Annotated in this window: 22 protein-coding genes and 1 pseudogene; 8 read left to right on the top strand and 15 right to left on the bottom strand. The window is 63.5% G+C overall.

The genetic code is table 11. The features are described 5' to 3' along the window. The first annotated feature begins 62 nt into the window (after positions 1-62). Positions 63-2,303 (top strand): GumC family protein, encoded by a 2,241-nt coding sequence (locus ACFFP0_RS19800; RefSeq protein ID WP_377263923.1) that lies wholly within the window; start codon positions 63-65, stop codon positions 2,301-2,303. 5 nt (positions 2,304-2,308) lie between these two features. On the opposite strand, the gene ACFFP0_RS19795 is transcribed toward ACFFP0_RS19800, so the two are convergent. Both ACFFP0_RS19795 and ACFFP0_RS19790 read right to left on the bottom strand, forming a co-directional pair. After that, positions 2,309-3,556 (bottom strand): GNAT family N-acetyltransferase, encoded by a 1,248-nt coding sequence (locus ACFFP0_RS19795; RefSeq protein ID WP_377263922.1) that lies wholly within the window; start codon positions 3,554-3,556, stop codon positions 2,309-2,311. A 124-nt stretch (positions 3,557-3,680) separates the two neighbouring features. Then, on the bottom strand, positions 3,681-3,956 hold the full coding sequence (locus ACFFP0_RS19790; RefSeq protein WP_377263921.1) for a DUF2842 domain-containing protein: 276 nt from the start codon (positions 3,954-3,956) through the stop codon (positions 3,681-3,683). A gap of 107 nt (positions 3,957-4,063) precedes the next feature. Between ACFFP0_RS19790 and ACFFP0_RS19785 the strand changes: the two genes are divergently transcribed. Then, positions 4,064-5,167 (top strand): COX15/CtaA family protein, encoded by a 1,104-nt coding sequence (locus tag ACFFP0_RS19785; RefSeq protein ID WP_377263920.1) that lies wholly within the window; start codon positions 4,064-4,066, stop codon positions 5,165-5,167. 10 nt (positions 5,168-5,177) lie between these two features. On the opposite strand, the gene ACFFP0_RS19780 is transcribed toward ACFFP0_RS19785, so the two are convergent. The 6 genes from ACFFP0_RS19780 to rplM all read right to left on the bottom strand — a co-directional run bounded on the left by ACFFP0_RS19780 (position 5,178) and on the right by rplM (position 9,999). Next, positions 5,178-6,005, bottom strand: coding sequence for a DODA-type extradiol aromatic ring-opening family dioxygenase (locus ACFFP0_RS19780; RefSeq protein ID WP_377263919.1), 828 nt, complete (start codon positions 6,003-6,005; stop codon positions 5,178-5,180). A 133-nt stretch (positions 6,006-6,138) separates the two neighbouring features. Further along, positions 6,139-6,978: an aminoglycoside phosphotransferase family protein gene (locus tag ACFFP0_RS19775; protein ID WP_377263918.1), complete on the bottom strand. Its 840-nt coding sequence runs from the start codon at positions 6,976-6,978 to the stop codon at positions 6,139-6,141. After that, on the bottom strand, positions 6,978-7,910 hold the full coding sequence (argC, locus tag ACFFP0_RS19770) for an N-acetyl-gamma-glutamyl-phosphate reductase (RefSeq protein WP_377263917.1): 933 nt from the start codon (positions 7,908-7,910) through the stop codon (positions 6,978-6,980). Before argC ends, ACFFP0_RS19775 begins: the two co-directional genes overlap by 1 nt. 73 nt (positions 7,911-7,983) lie before the next feature. Continuing rightward, positions 7,984-8,934: an agmatinase gene (speB, locus tag ACFFP0_RS19765; protein WP_377263916.1), complete on the bottom strand. Its 951-nt coding sequence runs from the start codon at positions 8,932-8,934 to the stop codon at positions 7,984-7,986. Positions 8,935-9,064: 130 nt separating this feature from the next. Then, a complete protein-coding gene (gene rpsI / locus ACFFP0_RS19760) occupies positions 9,065-9,532 on the bottom strand; it encodes a 30S ribosomal protein S9 (protein WP_377263915.1) in 468 nt (155 codons plus the stop codon). Positions 9,533-9,534: 2 nt separating this feature from the next. Then, on the bottom strand, positions 9,535-9,999 hold the full coding sequence (gene rplM / locus ACFFP0_RS19755; protein ID WP_377263914.1) for a 50S ribosomal protein L13: 465 nt from the start codon (positions 9,997-9,999) through the stop codon (positions 9,535-9,537). Between rplM and ACFFP0_RS19750 the strand changes: the two genes are divergently transcribed. Further along, the gene (locus ACFFP0_RS19750) at positions 9,998-10,204 is read left to right on the top strand and encodes a hypothetical protein (RefSeq protein ID WP_377263913.1); all 207 of its coding nucleotides are present in this window, start codon (positions 9,998-10,000) and stop codon (positions 10,202-10,204) included. The two genes, rplM and ACFFP0_RS19750, sit on opposite strands and share 2 nt — an antisense overlap. 25 nt (positions 10,205-10,229) lie before the next feature. On the opposite strand, the gene ACFFP0_RS19745 is transcribed toward ACFFP0_RS19750, so the two are convergent. Both ACFFP0_RS19745 and ACFFP0_RS19740 read right to left on the bottom strand, forming a co-directional pair. Next, on the bottom strand, positions 10,230-10,655 hold the full coding sequence (locus ACFFP0_RS19745; protein WP_377263912.1) for a PaaI family thioesterase: 426 nt from the start codon (positions 10,653-10,655) through the stop codon (positions 10,230-10,232). Between the two features lie 422 nt (positions 10,656-11,077). Beyond that, positions 11,078-11,431: a hypothetical protein gene (locus ACFFP0_RS19740; RefSeq protein WP_377263911.1), complete on the bottom strand. Its 354-nt coding sequence runs from the start codon at positions 11,429-11,431 to the stop codon at positions 11,078-11,080. Positions 11,432-11,520: 89 nt separating this feature from the next. On the opposite strand from ACFFP0_RS19740, the gene ACFFP0_RS19735 reads away from it, so the two are divergent. After that, complete coding sequence (locus tag ACFFP0_RS19735; protein WP_377263910.1) at positions 11,521-11,949, top strand: CoA-binding protein; 429 nt, start codon at positions 11,521-11,523, stop codon at positions 11,947-11,949. 6 nt (positions 11,950-11,955) lie between these two features. Here the strand turns inward: ACFFP0_RS19735 and ACFFP0_RS19730 are convergent, their stop codons facing one another. Beyond that, positions 11,956-12,384: a DUF6455 family protein gene (locus ACFFP0_RS19730; RefSeq protein ID WP_377263909.1), complete on the bottom strand. Its 429-nt coding sequence runs from the start codon at positions 12,382-12,384 to the stop codon at positions 11,956-11,958. A gap of 122 nt (positions 12,385-12,506) precedes the next feature. Between ACFFP0_RS19730 and ACFFP0_RS19725 the strand changes: the two are divergent. Together ACFFP0_RS19725 and ACFFP0_RS19720 are read left to right on the top strand one after the other, a co-directional pair. After that, a pseudogene (locus ACFFP0_RS19725) lies at positions 12,507-13,790 on the top strand (O-acetylhomoserine aminocarboxypropyltransferase). Between the two features lie 7 nt (positions 13,791-13,797). Beyond that, entirely contained in the window at positions 13,798-14,142 is a 345-nt protein-coding gene (locus tag ACFFP0_RS19720; protein ID WP_377263908.1) for a cupin domain-containing protein, read from the top strand. A 3-nt stretch (positions 14,143-14,145) separates the two neighbouring features. On the opposite strand, the gene ACFFP0_RS19715 is transcribed toward ACFFP0_RS19720, so the two are convergent. Together ACFFP0_RS19715 and ACFFP0_RS19710 are read right to left on the bottom strand one after the other, a co-directional pair. After that, positions 14,146-14,856: an LrgB family protein gene (locus ACFFP0_RS19715; RefSeq protein WP_377263907.1), complete on the bottom strand. Its 711-nt coding sequence runs from the start codon at positions 14,854-14,856 to the stop codon at positions 14,146-14,148. Continuing rightward, positions 14,843-15,256 carry a CidA/LrgA family protein gene (locus ACFFP0_RS19710; protein ID WP_377263906.1) on the bottom strand — a complete coding sequence of 138 codons (414 nt, stop codon included), beginning with the start codon at positions 15,254-15,256 and terminating at the stop codon, positions 14,843-14,845. The genes ACFFP0_RS19715 and ACFFP0_RS19710 overlap by 14 nt, the downstream gene beginning before the upstream one ends. Before the next feature lie 97 nt (positions 15,257-15,353). Between ACFFP0_RS19710 and ACFFP0_RS19705 the strand changes: the two genes are divergently transcribed. Then, positions 15,354-16,223 carry a LysR family transcriptional regulator gene (locus ACFFP0_RS19705; protein WP_377263905.1) on the top strand — a complete coding sequence of 290 codons (870 nt, stop codon included), beginning with the start codon at positions 15,354-15,356 and terminating at the stop codon, positions 16,221-16,223. Between the two features lie 7 nt (positions 16,224-16,230). Here ACFFP0_RS19705 and ACFFP0_RS19700 read toward each other — a convergent pair whose 3' ends face one another. Beyond that, complete coding sequence (locus ACFFP0_RS19700; protein ID WP_377263904.1) at positions 16,231-16,716, bottom strand: MarR family winged helix-turn-helix transcriptional regulator; 486 nt, start codon at positions 16,714-16,716, stop codon at positions 16,231-16,233. A gap of 152 nt (positions 16,717-16,868) precedes the next feature. Between ACFFP0_RS19700 and ACFFP0_RS19695 the strand changes: the two genes are divergently transcribed. After that, entirely contained in the window at positions 16,869-17,693 is an 825-nt protein-coding gene (locus ACFFP0_RS19695; RefSeq protein WP_377263903.1) for an SDR family NAD(P)-dependent oxidoreductase, read from the top strand. A gap of 7 nt (positions 17,694-17,700) precedes the next feature. Here ACFFP0_RS19695 and ACFFP0_RS19690 read toward each other — a convergent pair whose 3' ends face one another. After that, on the bottom strand, positions 17,701-18,945 hold the full coding sequence (locus ACFFP0_RS19690; RefSeq protein WP_377264336.1) for a cytochrome P450: 1,245 nt from the start codon (positions 18,943-18,945) through the stop codon (positions 17,701-17,703). Positions 18,946-18,948: the final 3 nt, after the last annotated feature.

The raw sequence follows: 18,948 nt of genomic DNA, 5'->3' as shown, positions 1-18,948 counted from the left end.
ATTAACCCTCGCGTTACCATGATCCTTTACCATTGATCGAAACCGATCAGTTGGAGCGTATCATGTCAGGCGTGAATGGCAGCAATCAGGACGTGGACATCGATCTCGGGCGGATCATCTCGGCGGTCTGGGAGCGCAAGGCCAGGATCATCGGGGCCACCATCGTCGCCGCCGCCGTCGCCCTGGTCGGGACCAGCTTGATGAAGCCGAGCTACAAGGGCGAGACGCGGCTTCTCATCGAATCCCGCTCGCCCAATCTTGCTGCCGGAGAGGGCGCTCCCCAGGCGAACGACCCGGTTCTCGATTCGCTCAATGTCACCAGCCAGGCCCAGCTCCTGCAATCGACCGACCTGATCAAGCGGGTCGTCCGTGACCTCAAGCTTTCCGATCTCAAGGAGTTCGATCCGGCCGCGCAGTCCTTGTTTCCCGATCCGCTCGTGCTGATCGGTCTCAAGCAGGACCCGATGCAGCTCGACCCGGAAGACCGCGTGATCCAGGAGTTCCGTGAGAAGCTGGAGGTCTATCCGGTCGAGAATTCACGCGTCATCGCCATCGAGTTCTCCTCGCGCGATCCGAGGCTCGCGGCCGACATCCCCAACAAGATGGCGGAGGTCTATCTCCAGATCCAGAGCAATGCCAAGCTCGACACCCATTCCGAAACGGCCAAGTGGCTGGAGCCGGAGATCGCCAACCTGACCCGGAAGGTCAAGGAGGCGGAGCGGCAGGTGGCGGACTACCGGTCTTCCAACGGCCTCTTCCAGACGACCGAAACCAACAGTTTCTCGAGCCAGCAGCTCAACGACATTTCCACCGAGCTCGCCCGCGTGCGGGCGGAACGCGCGAATGCCGAGGCGCGCGCAGAAAACGTCCGCGCCGCGCTCAAGGCCGGACGCGCATCCGATACGTTGGCGGACGTCGTCGGTTCGCAGGTCATCCAGCGTCTGAAGGAGGCGGAAGCCAACCTTCAGGCCCAGATATCCGATCAGTCCACGTCGCTGCTGGATGGCCATCCACGGCTGCGGGGCCTGCGCGCCCAGCTTTCCGGCATCCGCCAGCAGATCGACGCCGAGACGAAGAAAATCCTCGCAAGCCTCGACAACGAGGCGGAAGTGTCGCGGCTGCGCGAACGTCAGTTGATCGCGCAGCTCAACGGGCTGAAGGCGGATTCCGCCAGGGCCGGCGAAGAGGAAGTGGGCTTGCGCGCCCTCGAACGCGAGGCCACCGCACAGCGCCAGCTCCTCGAAACCTATCTTGCCCGCTATCGCGAGGCGAGCTCCCGCCTCGACAGCAATTCCAGCCCGGCCGACGCCCGCGTCGTTTCGCGTGCCGTCGAACCCTCCGAGCCCTATTTCCCGAAGATCATCCCGATCGTGATTGTCGTCTCTCTGGCGACCTTCATTCTGGGTTGCCTGATCGTCATGGTCATCGAGCTCTTCAGCGGCCGCGCGCTGCGCCCGTCGAATACTATCGAGCATGATATCGAAGACCAGCCGGCACCCCTACCGGCGCCTGCCGAAGTTCCCGCCGAGCCGGTCGCCGCTGCGCCGCTGCCGGTCCACCAGATGCAGGCCGAGGCCGCGCGTTTCGACCGGCCGGAACCGGTGCGCGAGGATGCGAAGGCGGCTGCCGCGAAAGCCCGCGCGAACGTCATCGAGGAGGTTCGGGAGCAAGAGGTTGAAGAAGAGGCCGGGGCGTCGGGAAGCGAGGAGCGGAGCTTCACGATCGGCTCCGTCGCATATTACCTGCAGCGCCACGATACTCCGGTGGCGATCGCCATTTCACCGGGCGGTGACGAGGGGTCGACCGCGACCGTGGCGCTGGCCCGCGAGATCGCCGAGCGCGGTCGCACCGTCGTTCTGGTCGATATGACCGGCTCCGCCTGCCCGACGCACCTGATGGCGGATAGTCCCAGGCTTCCCGGCATCACCGATCTTCTGTGCGGTGAAACCGCCTTCGGCGATGCGATCCATCGCGACCGGCGTTCCGATGCGCATATCATCCCGCATGGCGCTTCCGATCCGGCATTGGCCATGCGCGGCGCCGATCGTCTGGCGATGATCATCGATGCGCTGGCGGATGCCTATGACCTCGTGCTCATCGAATGCGGCCCGGCCGAGATTGCCGGCATTTCGCGCCTGACCCGCAATGAAATGGCCGAGATCGTCCTCTCCGTTCCGGGCTTCAGGGACGAGGACGTGGCAAAGCTGGTGGCGGAATTCGAAGAGGCCGGTTACCGCAACCTGCTGATCATCACCGAAGCGGGAGACCGGCGTTCGCCGCGCCGCGGCCGCCGCGCGGCCTGATCCGGTCAAGGAGCGTCGGACGCCGTGGCTTTCCCCGCCCTGGGGCATCGGCCCGCCCGCCAGCGCTGAAGCATCGAATAGAGGTACGGGTAACGTTTGACCGCGACCTTCGCCTTCGTGACTCCGAGGAGGAGCGGGCGCATGAGCGCTCCCCTCCAGGTCAACGGCAGCAGGATGTCGTGCTGCACCGTTTCCTGCGTGCACCAGTTGCGCTTGTAGGGCTGGTCGCCCAGGCCGAAATCGAAGACCGAGGCGCCTTCCCGGCAGGACCGCTCGATCATCAGCCAGAACAGGAGTTCGCCGGGGCTGGCCTCGGGGCAGATGCTTTCGTCGATCGAGCTGAACTGGCAGATCACATGGTCCCCCTTGCGAGACAGTGCGGCGATGGCCGCCACATGGCCGTCGTGTTCGCCATGCAGGCGGATCGCGTGCAGCAGAAGGGGTGTGTCGTAACCGTCGAGCGGCACGTCCAGCAGCCTGTGGAAGAAATCCCGGATGTCCGGCGCCTGGAAGACGTCCGGCAGGCCGAACATCGTCAGCCTCTCGCCCTTCTGCTGAAAGAAGAGGTCGAGCAGGGCGTGCCTTTCGCGGCTGTCGGTGGCGATGACGTGGTCGTAGCCGCCGATCGCCTCCAGCTTGCGGCTCGATGAGCGGAACTTCTTGCGGCGGCTCTTGGCGTTCAATTGCGCGATCGTCGCCTCGAAACTCGTCAGCAGCGGAAGCTGAAACGAGTGGTTCTGATTCTCGATCGTCGCCAGATCGGCCAACGGATATCGCACGCCGCGCCAGTCGAGCGGGATGTTGTCGAGGACGACGAGATCGGCCTTGTCCTTGAGCGCCAGCCGCAAGGCATAGACGAAGTTCTGGAGCTCCTCCGCATCCGGCATCGCGAGGTCGGCGTCGAACAGTCCGGTATTGATGTTGTTGAAGCGGTCGCCGGGAAAGCGCGCGATCCGACCGCCCTTTTCCTCGATGATTTCGAACGGCAGCACCAGGAGTGTTCGCCCGTTGACGACGCCTTGCACGATGACAAGCTCACGCCCGTGCGCCTGGCGCCATGCAAGGCACCATTCAAACCCCTGGTGAAGAGAGTTCGCCGGCAAGGCCGCGAGGCGGCGCCACTCCGCTTCGAGCGAGTGCGGGTCACTCGTCGAGACGAGGCGCAGTTCGGCAAAAAGCGCAGGCCCGCCGTGCTCCGGCTTGCCGGGTACCGTGCCGGTCTGTTCTCCGTACTGGATTTTCCGCTGCCCCATGGCTTCACCGCCTGCCATCTTTTGCCGGCAGGATAGGAAGGGGGCGCGAAAAATCGGTTTATGGTCGGCAAAACCGCCGTTTCTGGTTAACTCGCCGTAAACGGATCACGTTCAGGGCCTGAAGCTATGCATCGTGCTCCCCGAAAACCGATTTCGATTTTCGGACCGATGCTTTGGGCCCGGCCATCCATTTGATGATCAGCATGGCCGGCAGAATCCACAGAAGTCCGGAGAACAGGAAATAGAGGAAATGCACCCACCAGGGGGAGGTGGCAAGCAGAAGCGTCGCCACGGTCGTTGCCGCCAATGCGTATACGATCACGAGGATGATGATCAGGATGGTGCCGATGAAACTTCTCAAACGCGGGGCCAAAACGTAGTCTCCTATCCGCGACCGCATGCCGCAAAGCGCCGGGGCTTGTTTTGCATGGGGCGATGGGGCAAAGCAACGCGAAATGGTTATGGACGCGCGATCGCGTCCTGGCGTGAGCGACAGGAGCGTGCCCCATGTCGGCGACCGATGCAACTATCATCGATGTCCTGAAAGAAACGAAGCGCCGCGAGCGCAGCCGCAGGGCCGTGCGTATCTGGCTCGGCGTCGTCGTCTTCACGCTCTTCTGTCTGGTGCTGGTTGGCGGTGCGACACGATTGACCGATTCCGGCCTTTCGATCACCGAATGGAAGCCGATCCATGGTGTCATTCCGCCGCTTTCGGCCGGGGAATGGGACGAGGAATTCCGCCTTTACCAGCGCATTCCGCAATATCAGGAAATCAACAGGGACATGACGGTCGAGGAATTCAAGTCGATCTTCTGGTGGGAATGGGCGCACCGTTTCCTGGCCCGTTCGATCGGCGTGATCTTTGCCCTGCCGCTGCTGTTCTTCTGGCTGACCGGCCGCATCGAAAAGCGCCTGCGCTGGCCGCTGGCGAGCGTGCTTGCGCTGGGCGGCTTCCAGGGCTTCATCGGCTGGTGGATGGTTTCCTCCGGCCTGACCAAGCTCGTCAGCGTTTCGCAATACCGGCTCGCCGCGCATCTGGTGATCGCCTGTCTGATCTTCGCCGCCTGCGTGTGGATCATGCGCGGTCTGTCGCCCCACACGCATGACGCACCGCCGACGAGGAATTCCAGCCGGGCAGCGGCAGGCATCGCCTTCCTCGTCCTCTTCCAGATTTATCTCGGCGCACTCGTCGCGGGCCTCGATGCGGGGCTGAGCTACAATACATGGCCACTGATGGATGGAGCGCTCGTCCCGGCCGATCTCTTCCTTCGGCAACCATGGTGGATCAACCTCTTCGAAAACCCGAAGACGGTGCAGTTCGTGCATCGTTGCGGCGCTTACCTGCTATGGGCTGCGGTTCTGGCCCACATGATCGTGTCGCTTCGCTTCGGGCCGGGCTCGACGCATGCCCGGCGTTCCGTCGTGTTGTTCGGATTGGTGACGTTGCAGGCCGCAATCGGCATCGGGACGCTCCTCATGCAGGTGCCGCTCGATCTGGCACTCACCCATCAGGCCGTCGCCTTGATCATCCTCGGCTTTGCCATGGCGCACTGGCGCGGCTTCGTCGGGGAATATCCGGCATCCGAAGAACCCGCGCCGGGGCGCGCCTGAGGAGCCGGCCTCAGCCGAACCGGTATCCGGAATAGGGCTTGCCGAGATAATCCGTTCGGAAGATGCGCCGGCCCGCATCCGCGCCGGCGGCCCCGGCGGCGACGAACAGCGGCACGAGATGGTCGTGGTCCGGCACATGGCAGGCGAGCGCATCCGGATTGCTGTCCCAGGTCGATAGCCTGTCTGCGCGTGCCTTCGGATCGGGCTCTTCCACGGCTTCGCGCAGCCAGTCGTCGAAACGAACGGCCTCCGCGACATGATCCGGTTCAGCCGTCCGGAACTTGCGCATGTTGTGGTAGGTCATGCCGGAGGCGATGATCAGCACATCCTCGTCCCGCAGGGGTTCCAGGGCCTTGCCGATCGCCAGATGGCTTTCCGCGTCCAGCGTGTTCCTGAGCGAGATCATGGTGAGGGGAACGTCCGCCTGCGGATAGATCAGCATGAACGGAATGAAGACGCCATGGTCGAAACCGCGTGTCGCGTTTTCCGCCGAGTCCATGCCTGCGTCCGCCAGAAGCTGTCGGGCGCGTGCGGCGAGTTCCAGCGAATTCGGTGCGGGGTAGCTGAGTTCATAGGTATGCGGCGGAAAATTGTAATAGTCGAACAGCATGCCGGGATGGGGCGCGGTGCTGACCGTTGGGACGGGTTCGGTTTCCCAGTGCCCGGACACGACGAGCACGGCCTTGGGCTTGCGCCCGATCTCGCTGTCGAGGCCGCGGAGGAAGTCTGCGAGATCGTCCCACGGGCCTCTGCCGGCGTCGTTCTTCGGTAAGTCCATGAAAGGCCAGGGACCGCCGCCATGCGGAATGAAATAGACCGGAAAACGCTCAGTGCTCATGGAAACCGCCCGTGCAATTAGACCCGGACATATCTATACCGGTTTCTTCGTCCATACGATCCGCCGTGAAGACGACTGATCGTTCATGAAAATTGAACGACAGTAATTCCTTATCCCGTCGGACTTTCGTGTCTCAGCATTGCCGGAGCACGGCCCTTATCGCCGTAGCGACGGCCAGTTCGTCGTCCCGGTCCTTCCCGTTGCCGTCCTCGTCGTGCCAGGTGGCGGACAGGCAGCCATAGGCGAAGGCGTAGCGCAGGACGGTGCGGACGTCGCGGCCCAGCGTATCGGCGAAGATGCCGGCCATCGAGGCGATGCGCTCTTCGTTCCTGGTGAGGTCGAAGCGGTCGAGCGGATTGGAGAACATGTTGGCGATGTCGAGCGCCGCATCGCCGATCAGTCCGGCCGGATCGATGATCAGCCAGCCGCGCGGTCCCAGCATGATGTTCTCGTGATGCAGGTCGCCGTGCAGCGGCTTGATGTCCCGCTGGCCGGCGATCAGGATCTCGGCCATCCCGGCGGCCTCCACGAACGGACTCGCGGTCCCGTCGAGGCGGTCATCCTCGGCCTTCCTGAAGAGGCTGGCGAAATAGCGCGAAAGAGGCTGCAGGGTCGCCGGTGGAGACGTTTCGGACGGGCGGTGATATTCCTTCAGCACCTCGGCCGCGATCCTCGTCGCATCGAGATCGCCGTGGGAAACGAGGCGGTCGCGCAACGTCAGCTTGCCGGCATGCTCCATCAAGAGAATGTCGTCGGTGCGGGCGAGGAGCCGCACGCAGCCGATGCCATCCCGCCAGGCCATGAAGTCGGCCCCGCGAAGGCTGTCCTCCAGCGCCCGCGGTTTCAGCACCTTGGCGATATCGAGTTCGCCGCCGGCACGCGTCACTTCATAGACGGTGCCGACAACCGTATCGGCGATCCGGCGGGCGCTTTGTACCCGCCATTCCTTGGGGAAGGAGAAGCTCGCCGCCATCAGGCCGAAAGCATCAGGTCCATGTTCTGGACGGCGGCGCCCGAAGCGCCCTTGCCGAGATTGTCGAGCAGCGCCACGAGGTTGACATGCGCCCCGCCCGGCGTGCCGAATGCAAAGAGCTTCATCGTATCCTTGCCGACAAGCTCTTCCGCATCGACGCGCGGAAGCGCCCTGCTTTCCTCCGGCGGCACGACCGTGACGATGTCCTGGCCGGCATAATGCTCGACCAGCGCCTTGTGGATGCCCTCGATCGTGGCCCCATCCTTGAGATCTTCGAGGAAGAGCGGCACCTGAACGATCATGCCCTGCGCGAAACGGCCGACGGAGGGCGAGAAGAGCGGCGCGCGGTCGAGCTGGCCGTGGACCTTCATCTCCGGAACGTGCTTGTGCTTGAGCGTCAGGCCGTAGAGGAAGTTGTTGGCGCTGATCGCATCGTCCCTGGACTGGTCTTCCATCTGCGCGATGAGCTGCTTGCCGCCGCCCGTATAGCCGGAGATCGCGTTGACCGTCACCGGATAGCCGTCAGGCAGGATGCCTGCAGCGCGGAGCGGCCGGATGAGGGCGATCGCCCCGGTCGGATAGCAGCCCGGATTGGCGACGTAGCGGGCGGACCTGATCTTGCCGGTCTGGGCCTTGTCCATCTCCGCAAAGCCATAGGCCCAGGACGGGTCGATGCGATAGGCGGTCGAAGTGTCGATCACCCGCACCTTGTTGTTGCCGGCGAGCATGGAAACGGCTTCCTTCGAAGCGTCGTCCGGCAGGCAGAGGATGGCGATATCGGCGCTGTTCAGCAGGTCTTCCCGCATGGCGGCGTTGCGCCGCTCCGCTTCGGGGATCGACAGCAGCTCGACGTCGCGGCGGCCGGCCATGCGGGTGCGGATCTGCAGTCCCGTCGTACCGTGTTCGCCGTCGATGAAGATTTTCGCTGTCATTGTCTTTATCCTGTAGTTTCAGTGCCTTGGATTGAGAGCCGGATTCACTTTACCAGCCAGTTGATTCAGAAAATTAATGCGCGGCCCGTCGTTCCGCGTGAAGTCCGAGCATATACATGGCAACCGTCGCGCCCGCAATGGCGGTGATGTCCGCGTGGTCATAGGCAGGCGCCACCTCGACGACATCCGCGCCGCGGATATCGAGCTCCCCGAGCTGGCGCAGCACCGAGAGGATCTTCGCGCTCGACGGACCGCCGGCCACGGGCGTGCCGGTGCCGGGCGCAAAGGCGGGGTCGAGGCAGTCTATATCGAAGGTGAGATAGGCGGGTTTGCCGCCCGCATGATCGAGGATCAGCCCGGCGATCTCGCCGGCCGTCATCTCCTCGACGTCGTGGCCATGAAGAATGCGGATGCCGAAATCCTCCGGCGCGTGGGTGCGGATACCGATCTGGATCGAACGGGCGGGATCGATGAGGCCGTCGCGCACCGCCCGCGCCACGAAGGAGCCGTGATCGATCCGCCTGTTGTCGTCGAACCAGGTGTCCTGGTGGGCGTCGAACTGCACCAGCGCCAGCGGCCCGTGCCTGGCGACATGCGCCTTCAGGAGCGGCCATGTGACGAAATGGTCGCCGCCGAGCGTCAGCAGGAAGGCTCCGCTCGAAAGAATCCTGGCGGCTTCCTTCTCGATCGTCGCGGGCGTCTTCTGGTGGTTGCCGTAGTCGAGCAGGCAGTCGCCGTAGTCGATCACGGCCATGTCCGCGAAGAGATCGCGGGAAAACGGATATTGCGGATCGTTGTCGAAGATGGCAGAAGCCCGCCGGATCGCCTGCGGCCCGAAGCGAGCGCCCGGCCGGTTGGAGGTCGCCGCATCGAAGGGAATGCCCCAGACCACCGCATCGACCCCCTTCAGGCTCTTGGTGAACCGGCGACGCATGAAGGATAGCGCGCCCGCAAAGGTCGGATCGGTTGCGGCAGACGTCAGGCTTCTGGACGTGAATGCGTGGTCGATGGTCTTTGACGGCATGAATCCCTCCATATGCGGGCTTCAAGGTGCGGTGGCGATCGGCGAAAGGCAAGGTCGGAGAAGCTGCAGGCCCAAACGAAAAAAGCGGAGCCGAAGCCCCGCCTTTCGAAGTTCTTGCATCCAGCAGCGATCAGCGCTTGGAGAACTGGAAGGAGCGGCGGGCCTTGGCCTTGCCGTACTTCTTACGCTCGACCACGCGGCTGTCGCGGGTCAGGAAGCCACCCTTCTTGAGGACCGAGCGCAGGCCCGGCTCGAAATAGGTGAGGGCCTTGGAAAGGCCATGGCGCACGGCGCCGGCCTGGCCGGAGAGACCGCCGCCGGCAACGGTTGCGACGATGTCGAACTGGCCGCCGCGGTTAGCCGCGACGATCGGCTGCTGCAGGATCATCTGCAGGACCGGACGTGCGAAATAAGCGGAAAAGTCCCGGCCGTTGACCGTGATCTTGCCGGTGCCGGCCTTGACCCATACGCGGGCGACAGCGTTCTTGCGCTTGCCGGTCGCGTAGGAGCGGCCAAGGTTGTCGACCTTGCGAACGTGAACCGGAGCCTGGTTTTCGGCCGCCGGAGCGAGGTCCTTCAGAGAGGAGAGATCGGCCATGTTCAGGCGCTCCTTACATTCTTCTTGTTCAGCGAAGCCACGTCGAGGGCGACCGGCTGCTGGGCTTCATGGGGATGGTTGGAACCGGCGTAGACGCGCAGGTTCTTCAACTGGCGACGGCCGAGGGGGCCACGCGGGATCATCCGCTCGACGGCCTTCTCGATGACGCGTTCCGGGAAACGGCCTTCGATGATCTGGCGCGCGGTGCGCTCCTTGATGCCGCCGGGATAGCCGGTGTGCCAGTAATACTTCTTGTCGGAATACTTCTTGCCGGTGAAGGCGACCTTTTCCGCATTGATGACGATGACGTTGTCGCCGTCATCGACATGGGGGGTGTAGGTGGCCTTGTGCTTGCCGCGGAGCCGGTTTGCTACGATGGTGGCGAGGCGACCGACAACGAGGCCTTCGGCATCGATGATCACCCACTTCTTCTCCACCTCGGCGGGCTTCTGAACGAAGGTTGACATGCTTTTCTCTTTCATCTGGACCCAGGGCACCCGGAACCGGATGCAAGGGCGTTTCTTGTTGCTTGGATTGCCGGAATATCCGGCAAAAAGAATGCGGGTCATGAAGGCCTGCAATCTGCGGCGGCTTATACCGGTGCCCGCCTGGAGCGTCAAGGCGGTGCTTTCGGAGGCCGGAAAAATAAACGCAATGAAATCAATATGTTGAATATGTGGTTTTATGGTACCACAAATTACCTTGGCGGAATCAAGTAGGTCGCGGTCGCCTGCGCTATCGGTTCCTCCGCCCGATCCTGCGTCAGGAGGGTGTCGATGACGGCAAGACGCTTGCCGAGCTTGAGGATCTTGCAGTCGCAGAAAAGAGGCGCGAGGCCGGGCTTGCGGAGAAAATTGATGTTGAGGCTGGTGGTGACGGCGAGCGCCACCGGCCCGATATGGGCGAGGATGACGGCATAGGCCGCGACATCCGCGAGCATGACCATCGAAGGGCCGGAAAGCGTGTTTCCCGGGCGCAGGTGGCGGTCGTTCGGATCGAAGCGCATGGCAAGCCGTCCCGGCCCGATGTCGGTCACGGCAAGCACGCGTCCATCCATATGGATCTGCGGAAATTCGCGATCCAGGAAGGCATGGATCTGCTCGACCGTCATGAGAGGCTGCATTTCTCTCTCCCTTTGAAATTGCCCTTTGCCTTTTAACGGATACGCGCCGCCGATGGCCATCCGTCTTTGGGCGGAGGGCCCGGCGGGGAGGGAGGTTGCATGCAACTTATGGGAAAGTTGTGCCGGTCTCCATGCTCATGGTGCGCATATGGAAAGGGGACGACGGAAGAATGGCCGCCAGGGTTTGATCAAAGAATCTTGTGAGTTTTTCACAACTTCGGCGTCGTCGGTCTTCGGCGGGCAAAGTCTCCGGTGTGCGGTGAACAAAATCGGCATGGCTATGAAAAGTTACATATCATGAATAGTAGTTATGTCTAATTCAACTATGAGGTGTCGCTAATATGCTCCGGTACGAAAGCGGAAAATAACGGAAACATCTTGGGAACGGAGTGCGCGGCCACGTCGGCCGGCCTCTGCCGGCGTCAGAACCTCAGGCAGCCCGGCTGCAGCGGAAAACAGTCTTCCCGGTCCGGTCGCCTTTTGCAGGCGCGAACGGGACAGCGGGGCGTATCTGCGGCGGGCACCGTGACGCGATCGGCAAACTCATGGGCGTCGCAGAAGCCGCTGTCGGTGACGTAGCGGTCGTAGAGCGTCATGCCGCGCACGTTTCGGGAAGGATAACGAAGGATGACGGCGCCCTCGCGGCCGATCGCCCGCTGCACGGCGGCGCAGGACATGGTGGTCGAATTGTAGCGCGAGATGGCAAGGGCCGGGCCAGCGGGAAGAAGCGCAATGGCGCAGGCGAAGGCCGGGAAGCCTGCAAGGATTTTTTTCATCGCCTGCATCCCTTTTGCCGAGACGGGGACTTACATAGGGCGAAAGGGGCGTGCCGCCAGAGGTGCGCTCATCACGGGAGCCGCCTTTCATGAACCATGATCGCTACGACAATGCCTATATCGCCGACATCCTGAAGACAACCGGGACGATTGCGCTTCTGGGCGCGTCTCCCAACCCGGACCGGCCGAGCAACCGGGTCATGGGTTTCCTGCTCTCCAAGGGGTACACGGTCTTTCCGGTCAATCCCGGTCAGGCGGGCAAGCAGATCCTTGGCCAGACGGTCTACAAGGCGCTTGCGGACGTACCGCAGCCTGTCGACATGGTCGATGTCTTCCGCGCCGCCGAATATCTGGACGGCGTGGTGGACGAAGCACTCGCTCTCGATAACCCGCCCAAGGCGATCTGGGGTCAGCTCGGCGTGCGCGACGACAAGGCGGCGGCAAAGGCCGAGGCGGTCGGGATCAAGGTCGTCATGGACCGCTGTCCGGCCATCGAATATCCCCGTCTCGCCGTGTGACCGCCGTCAATCGGCGAGCAGTTCCGGCCGGGCGCGCATCTCGTTGAGCTGGTCGGCGTTGCCGCAGTAGCCCACGAAGTCGGTCGCGGCCGTGCCGTCGGCCAGTTCCCGGCGGCATCGGGCCTTCTCCGTGCATCGCGAACAGGTCATGTGCATTTCGCGGAACTGCGCGGGACTGGCGAGCTTCGCTTCTTCCGGATCGATATTCAGCAGACGCATCAGGGCGCCCATCTCGTCGGCGGCGTGGGGGCCGCGCCGGATCAGGGAAACCAGATCGTCCCGGGACAGCGCATTGTCATGCGCGATGATCTTGACGGTCTCGTCATCGAGGCTCGCGAGAGACCTTGCCTCCTCCACGGCCTCCCAGGTTGTGGAACACCAGCGGGCGACACGGGCGGCAAGGCTTTCATGTGTGGTGGCGATGGGATCGTTCATGGCATACTCCTCTTCTTTTTTGGAGAATACGCCCGGAAAAACGTGGATCGTTGACCAGGATCAACCAGCGCGCATTTCCCGGGCATGATAAGAAGCTGAAAAATTGTTGAGGGAGAGACACCATGCCGACGATCAATCCGGGCTTTTCGACGCTCGCAGTGCACGCAGGCGCCCAGCCGGACCCCACGACGGGGGCAAGGGCGACACCGATCTATCAGACGACATCCTTCGTCTTCAATGACGCCGATCATGCCGCTGCTCTCTTCGGGCTGCAGCAGTTCGGCAATATCTACACCCGCATCATGAACCCGACCCAGGCGGTACTGGAGGAGCGGGTCGCGGCGCTGGAAGGCGGATCGGCCGCGCTCGCGGTCGCCTCCGGCCATGCGGCGCAGTTGCTGGCCTTCCACACGATCATGCGGCCGGGCGACAATTTCGTCGCGGGGAGGAAGCTGTACGGCGGCTCGATCAACCAGTTCGGCCATGCCTTCAAGAATTTCGACTGGCAGGTCCGCTGGGCCGATACGGCCGATCCGGCGAGCTTCGACGCCCAGATCGACGGGCGCACGCGCGCCATCTTCATTGAAAGCCTCGCCAATCCGGGCGGCACCTTCGTGGATATGGCGGCGATCGCCGAAGTGGCGCAGCGGCACGGTGTTCCGCTGATCGTCGACAACACCATGGCGACCCCCTATCTCGTCCGGCCGCTGGAGCATGGCGCCGACATCGTCATCCATTCGCTGACGAAGTTCCTGGGAGGCCACGGCAATTCCATGGGCGGCATCGTCGTCGACGGCGGCACGTTCGACTGGTCGCGGTCCGGTAATTATCCGATGCTTTCGGAGCCGCGGCCGGAATATGCGGGGATCGTGCTGCACCAGGCCTTCGGCAATATCGCGTTCGCGATCGCGGCGCGCGTGCTGGGTCTGCGCGATCTCGGCCCGGCGATCTCGCCGTTCAATGCCTTCATGATCCAGACCGGCATAGAGACGCTTCCGTTGAGAATGCAGCGTCATTGCGACAATGCGCTCGCGGCGGCGAAGTGGCTGAAGAGCCATCCCAAGGTCGCGTGGGTCAGTTACGCCGGCCTCGAAGACGATCCGAACCATGCCCTCCAGCGGCAATATTCGCCGAAGGGCGCCGGCGCCGTCTTCACCTTCGGCATCAAGGGCGGTTAAGAAGCGGGCAAGGCCTTCGTCGAAGGCGTGCAGCTTTTCTCCCACCTCGCCAATATCGGCGACACGCGCTCGCTGGTCATCCATCCGGCCTCCACGACGCACCGCCAGTTGTCCGAGGAGCAGCAGATCGCCGCCGGCGCCGGCCCGGACGTCGTGCGCCTGTCGGTGGGTATCGAGGACGTTGCCGATATCATCGCCGACCTCGATCAGTCGCTCTCCAAGGTCTGAGGCGGCCATGGCATCCTGGATCGGGTTTGATATCGACGCGATCGAGCCGGAGGAGGGCGCTCCGGCGCCCGACAGGCTCTTGGCCGGAAATCCGGCCTTCCGCACCTGGAATATCGAGGAGGCGGAAGGCGGGCTCTATGCCGGCATATGGGAGGCGACGCCGGGCAAGTGGCGGATCGTTTATGACGAATGGGAGTATTTCCATATCCTCTCCGGCCATTCGATCGTGACGGAGGAGGGCGGAAGCCCCGTTCATCTGAAGGGCGGCGATAGCATGATCCTCAGGCCCGGCTTCAAGGGAACCTGGGAAGTGGTTGAAACGACTCGCAAGGACTATGTCATCCGCTTGTAGCGGTCAGCGCAGCAGCATGCCGACAAGGGGGGCCGCGAGCACGTTGACGAGGCCGACCAGGACCATGACGAGGCCAGCGATCGTGCCTTCCTGGTCGCCGATCTGGTTGGCCCTGGCGACGCCGGCGCCATGTGCGCCCATGCCGAACAGGGCGCCCCGCGCAAGCGGCGACTTCAGGGGCAGGAAACGCAGGATTGCCTCGCCCAGCATGACGCCGAAGACACCGGTGACGATGACGAAGACGGCGGTCAGGTCCGGCACGCCGCCGATATCGGCCGAGATCGTCATGGCGAAGGGCGTGCTGACGGAGCGGGGCAGCAGGCTGAGCCGCAGGTTGCCATCGAGGCTGAGCAGGCTCGCAAGCGCCCAGGCGGACGACATGGCGGCCGAACTGCCGGCCGCAACCCCGATCGCAAGCGCCGGCCAGTAGCGCCGGATCGTGTTCCTCTGTTCGTAGATCGGGACTGCGAACGCGACGGTCGCCGGCCCGAGAAGCATCACCAGCCAATGGGTCGAGCGGATATATTGCGCGTAGCTCTCGTGCATCGCGAGAGCGAGCGCGATCAGCACGACCGGCGTGAAGACGAGCGGCGACAGCCATAGATGCGGCCAGCGCCGGTGGGCGGCCTTGGAAACGGCGTAGAGCCCGATCGTCGTGGCCGACCAGAAGGCGGTCCAGGCAAGCGCGGGGATGGATGGATCAGGCTGGTTCATGACGCGCTTTCACCCTGATCGCCAACCGCAGGGACAGTTCTACGGCGAGCGCCGTCGTCAACATCACGATCAGCGTGCCGATGAGGATGACGGCGAGGATTTTCAGGCCGAGCAGGCCAAGGAATTCGCGGTGATCCAGAACGGCGAGCACGGCGGGAATGAAGAACAGCAGCATGTCGCCGATGTACCACTGCGCGCCGCGGCGCATGCTCGCTGTCCTGACGGCGCCGGTCGAAAACAGGGCCAGCACCAGGAAAAGGCCGACGACGCTGCCCGGCAGCGGCAGGCCGGAAGCGCGCACGATAGCCTCGCCCGCCAGCCAGAAAAGGCTGATCAGGACGGCCTGGAAAATCCGGCTTTCACGGATATGCGGCTGGGCGCGGCGGAGGACGGTGGACATGGTGAGCGATGTTCCTTTGCTGGCGGATGATATAAACGCCCGCAGCTCATGAACAAAATGAATTGAATGACTGGAAGTAATTCCGTATTGGAATACTATGGAGTTGCGAACGCTGAAAGTCTTCGTGGAGGTCGTGCGCCGGGGTGGGTTCTCCCATGCCGGCAAGGCGGTATTCCTGACGCAGTCGGCGGTCAGCAAGGCCGTCAGGCAGCTCGAAGACGAACTCGGCGTGATCCTGCTGGACCGCATCGGCCACCGCTCCACCCTGACGGCGGCAGGCGAGACCGTCTACCGGCGCGCTCTGCGCATTCTGTCCGAGCAGGAGGACCTGCTTGGCGAACTTTCCGAATTGCGCGGGCTCAAGAAGGGACGGCTGCGCCTGGGTCTGCCCCCGATCGGCAACGACGCGGTGTTCGCGCCGATCTTCGCCGTCTATCGCAATCGCTATCCCGGCATCGAGATCGAGTTGGTGGAGCAGGGAAGCAAGCGGCTGGAGGAGATGGTGCGCAGCGGCGAGGTCGATCTCGGTGCGTCGCTTCTGCCGGTCCCGCAAGAGTTCGAATGGCAGGAACTGCGCAATGAGCCCATGCATGTCCTGCTCCCGGCGCAGCACCCGCTCGCATCCGTCGGGGATATCGAACTGGCCGCCCTGCGGGATATGCCGTTCATCCTCTTCGAAGGTGGCTTCGCGCTCAATCCCATCATTCTGGATGCATGCCGCACCGCCGGCTTCACGCCCGCGATCGCTGCACGCAGCAGCCAGATCGCTTTTATCGTGGAACTGGTGGCGCTCGGTCTGGGCATCGGCTTCCTGCCCCGGCTGATCGCCGAGCAGCGCGTCAACGACCGCGTGCGCCATGTCGCCGTCACGGCGCCCGCGATGGCCTGGCATATGGCGTGGATCTGGCGGCGGGGCGCCTTTTTGCCCCACGCGGCGCGAGCATGGCTCGACCTGGCTGCGGAGTGATCCCGGTTCAGTCTCCGGAAACTGGTTTCGTATTGAACAGCGCCGCGAATTCCTGCGATGCGATGAATTCCATCGCCTTGCGGAGCGCGCGGGATTCCTCCTTGCCGAAAGCGGTATCGAAACGGCTCTGCGCGACCTGCCACCGGGCAGTCAGTTCCCGCTGCCTGGCAGCGCCCGTTTCCGTCAGGCGCACGCGTTTCACGCGCCGGTCCCCGTCGTCCGGCACCAGCTCCACCAATCCGTCGCGGATGAGCGGTTTCAGTGTGTGGCCGAGGGCGGAGAGGTCCATGACCAGGGCCTCCGCGAGGTTTTTCAGCGTCGGCTCCCCGGTGCGGGCGATCTGGGAAAGAAGCGAGAACTGCGTTCCCTTGAGGCCCGTGTCACCCATCGCATCCTCATAGAGCCGGCCGAGCTGCCGCGAGGCGCGGCGCACTGCGCTGTTGCTGCAATGAAGCCAGATTCCGTCTTCCCGTGCCTTCCCGTCGTCTGCCATGTCTCGTCCTGCTTTCCGCGGCGGAGAATGCCCGCTTTTGGCGATCCATTCCACTCCCGATAAAAATTTGATGTCTCCCCTTGCAGCATTTCGGCTTCCTTTTCATATATAGTGGTATATGCCAGTAAATTCCAGCCAAAGGAGACAGGACCATGACCACGCCATCCAAACCCGGAACCGCTCTCGTGACCGGCGCCTCGTCCGGCATCGGCGCCACTTATGCCGATCGGCTCGCGAGGCGCGGCTACGATCTCATTCTCGTTGCCCGTGATACGGACCGCCTGCAGGCGCTGGCCGGTCGGCTGAGCCGGGAAAATGGCGTGAACGCGGAGGTGCTGCGGGCCGACCTGACGCAGAGGGCCGACGTTCTCGCCGTCGAGAAACGCCTGCGTGAGGATGGCTCGATCAGGCTCTTCGTCAACAATGCCGGCATCGGCCCGCAGGGACCGCTGCTCAAGAGCGATCCGGATTATCTCGACCGGATGGTCGATCTCAACGTCACCGCCGCAAACCGCCTCGCCGTCGCCGCCGCCCAGACGTTCGCCGCGCGGGGTGAGGGTGCGATCATCAACACGGCTTCCGTCGTTGCCCTTTGGCCGCAGGCCTTCAGCGGCACCTATACCGCGAGCAAGGCATTCGTTCTGATCCTGACGGAAGCCTTGGCCGCCGAACTCGCGGGGACCGGCGTCCGCATCCAGGCGGTTCTGCCCGGGCTCACCCGCACGGAGATATTCGACCGGGTCGGCGGCTCTTTCGACAACATGGACCCGAACATGGTCATGGACGCCACCGACCTCGTCGATGCCGCGCTTGCCGGTTTCGACCAGGGCGAAGTCATCACCATTCCCTCGCTCTCCGACACGTCGCTGTATGACGCTTTAGAGAAAGCCCGTGGCGAGCTGCGGCCGCATCTGTCGCTGAGCCGGCCCGCTGCTCGCTACGGCGTCGGTGCTGTGGCACCGGCCGGGACCGTCTGAGCCGGCGTCACCAGGAAAGGCCCAGCCGCTCCAGCCCGTGGAAGTGATAGACGTCCTTGACGACGGGCGTCCCGGTGATCTTCATTCCCGGCAGGCGCCGGAAGAGGATCGGCAGCACGGTGTTGAGCTCCAGCCGGGCCAGCGGTGCGCCGATGCAGAAGTGGATGCCGGCGCCGAAGGAAAGGTTCGGCGCTTCCTGCCGGTCCGGCCTGAAGGCCAGCGGATCGGAGAATTTCTCCGGGTCCAGGTTGGCGGCCGCGAGGATGAGGCTGACCTTGTCTCCGCGTTTGAAGGAAAGGCCGTCGATATCGACATCTTCCAGCGCCCATCGCTGGAAGATGTGCACCGGAGCGCAGATGCGCAGCGTTTCCTCGACGGTCCGCTCCGTCGCCGCCTCGTCGCGGAAGAGCTGGCCGGGCGGCAGCCCGCTTTCCAGGATCACCCGCACCGAATTGCCGATCTGGTGCACGGTCGCCTCGTGGCCGGCGTTGAGCAGCACGATCGTCGTGGAAACCAGCTCGTCGTCGGTGAGGTACTGGCCCTTGTGCTCCGTGTGGATCATGTGGCTGAGGAGGTCCTCGCGCGGGCTCCGGCGGCGCTCCGCGATCAGGCCCTTCACATAGCCGGAAAATTCCTTTGCCGCGCGGTCGGCGGCGCGCTCGTCTTCTCTTGTCCGCTTGAACATGTACATTCCGACATAGGCATGCGACCAGACGAGAAGCTGCGGCCCCATCTCGTCGGGAATGCCGATCATCCGGGCGATCATCGTCACCGGGATGATGTCGGCGAAGGAGGCGAGCAGCTCCGTCCCGCCGTCCTTCTCGAAGCCGTCGATCAGTTTTTCCGCAAGGCCGGCAATCTCCGGGCGCAGCCTCTCGATATGGCGGGAGACGAAGGCGCGGTTGACGAGCGTCCTCAGCCGCGTGTGTTCCGGCGGTTCGAGTTCCAGCAGGGAATGGCGCTCGGCGAGATCGAAATTTGCAAGATATGGCGCGGGCTCGGCCAGGCCGAGTTCCTCGCGGCTGGCGATGTGCAGGATCTGCCGGCCGAACCGCCGGTCGCGAAGCAGGCTGTTCACATGGTCGTAGCCGGTGAAGAACCATTGTTTCTGTTCCTCCCAGTAGAAGGTCGGACAGCGGGCGTGCAGAAGCGCGTAGACGCGGTTCGGATCGCCATAAAAGACCGGATCGCGGCCGTCCAGCGAGACATGCCGGGTTTCGGGGTCGATGGAGAGAAAGGGCGGCGCGGTGATCAT

Source organism: Neorhizobium puerariae (assembly GCF_042429745.1).
Lineage (GTDB): Bacteria > Pseudomonadota > Alphaproteobacteria > Rhizobiales > Rhizobiaceae > Neorhizobium > Neorhizobium puerariae.
This window is presented reverse-complemented; position numbering and strand designations above follow the sequence as displayed.

Coding starts and splice junctions, on each gene's coding strand:
- ACFFP0_RS19800 (WP_377263923.1), top strand. CDS start 63: ATGTCAGGCGTGAATGGCAGCAATCAGGACGTGGACATCGATCTCGGG.
- ACFFP0_RS19795 (WP_377263922.1), bottom strand. CDS start 3,556: ATGGGGCAGCGGAAAATCCAGTACGGAGAACAGACCGGCACGGTACCC.
- ACFFP0_RS19790 (WP_377263921.1), bottom strand. CDS start 3,956: ATGCGGTCGCGGATAGGAGACTACGTTTTGGCCCCGCGTTTGAGAAGT.
- ACFFP0_RS19785 (WP_377263920.1), top strand. CDS start 4,064: ATGTCGGCGACCGATGCAACTATCATCGATGTCCTGAAAGAAACGAAG.
- ACFFP0_RS19780 (WP_377263919.1), bottom strand. CDS start 6,005: ATGAGCACTGAGCGTTTTCCGGTCTATTTCATTCCGCATGGCGGCGGT.
- ACFFP0_RS19775 (WP_377263918.1), bottom strand. CDS start 6,978: ATGGCGGCGAGCTTCTCCTTCCCCAAGGAATGGCGGGTACAAAGCGCC.
- argC (WP_377263917.1), bottom strand. CDS start 7,910: ATGACAGCGAAAATCTTCATCGACGGCGAACACGGTACGACGGGACTG.
- speB (WP_377263916.1), bottom strand. CDS start 8,934: ATGCCGTCAAAGACCATCGACCACGCATTCACGTCCAGAAGCCTGACG.
- rpsI (WP_377263915.1), bottom strand. CDS start 9,532: ATGGCCGATCTCTCCTCTCTGAAGGACCTCGCTCCGGCGGCCGAAAAC.
- ACFFP0_RS19750 (WP_377263913.1), top strand. CDS start 9,998: ATGCTTTTCTCTTTCATCTGGACCCAGGGCACCCGGAACCGGATGCAA.
- rplM (WP_377263914.1), bottom strand. CDS start 9,999: ATGTCAACCTTCGTTCAGAAGCCCGCCGAGGTGGAGAAGAAGTGGGTG.
- ACFFP0_RS19745 (WP_377263912.1), bottom strand. CDS start 10,655: ATGCAGCCTCTCATGACGGTCGAGCAGATCCATGCCTTCCTGGATCGC.
- ACFFP0_RS19740 (WP_377263911.1), bottom strand. CDS start 11,431: ATGAAAAAAATCCTTGCAGGCTTCCCGGCCTTCGCCTGCGCCATTGCG.
- ACFFP0_RS19735 (WP_377263910.1), top strand. CDS start 11,521: ATGAACCATGATCGCTACGACAATGCCTATATCGCCGACATCCTGAAG.
- ACFFP0_RS19730 (WP_377263909.1), bottom strand. CDS start 12,384: ATGAACGATCCCATCGCCACCACACATGAAAGCCTTGCCGCCCGTGTC.
- ACFFP0_RS19720 (WP_377263908.1), top strand. CDS start 13,798: ATGGCATCCTGGATCGGGTTTGATATCGACGCGATCGAGCCGGAGGAG.
- ACFFP0_RS19715 (WP_377263907.1), bottom strand. CDS start 14,856: ATGAACCAGCCTGATCCATCCATCCCCGCGCTTGCCTGGACCGCCTTC.
- ACFFP0_RS19710 (WP_377263906.1), bottom strand. CDS start 15,256: ATGTCCACCGTCCTCCGCCGCGCCCAGCCGCATATCCGTGAAAGCCGG.
- ACFFP0_RS19705 (WP_377263905.1), top strand. CDS start 15,354: ATGGAGTTGCGAACGCTGAAAGTCTTCGTGGAGGTCGTGCGCCGGGGT.
- ACFFP0_RS19700 (WP_377263904.1), bottom strand. CDS start 16,716: ATGGCAGACGACGGGAAGGCACGGGAAGACGGAATCTGGCTTCATTGC.
- ACFFP0_RS19695 (WP_377263903.1), top strand. CDS start 16,869: ATGACCACGCCATCCAAACCCGGAACCGCTCTCGTGACCGGCGCCTCG.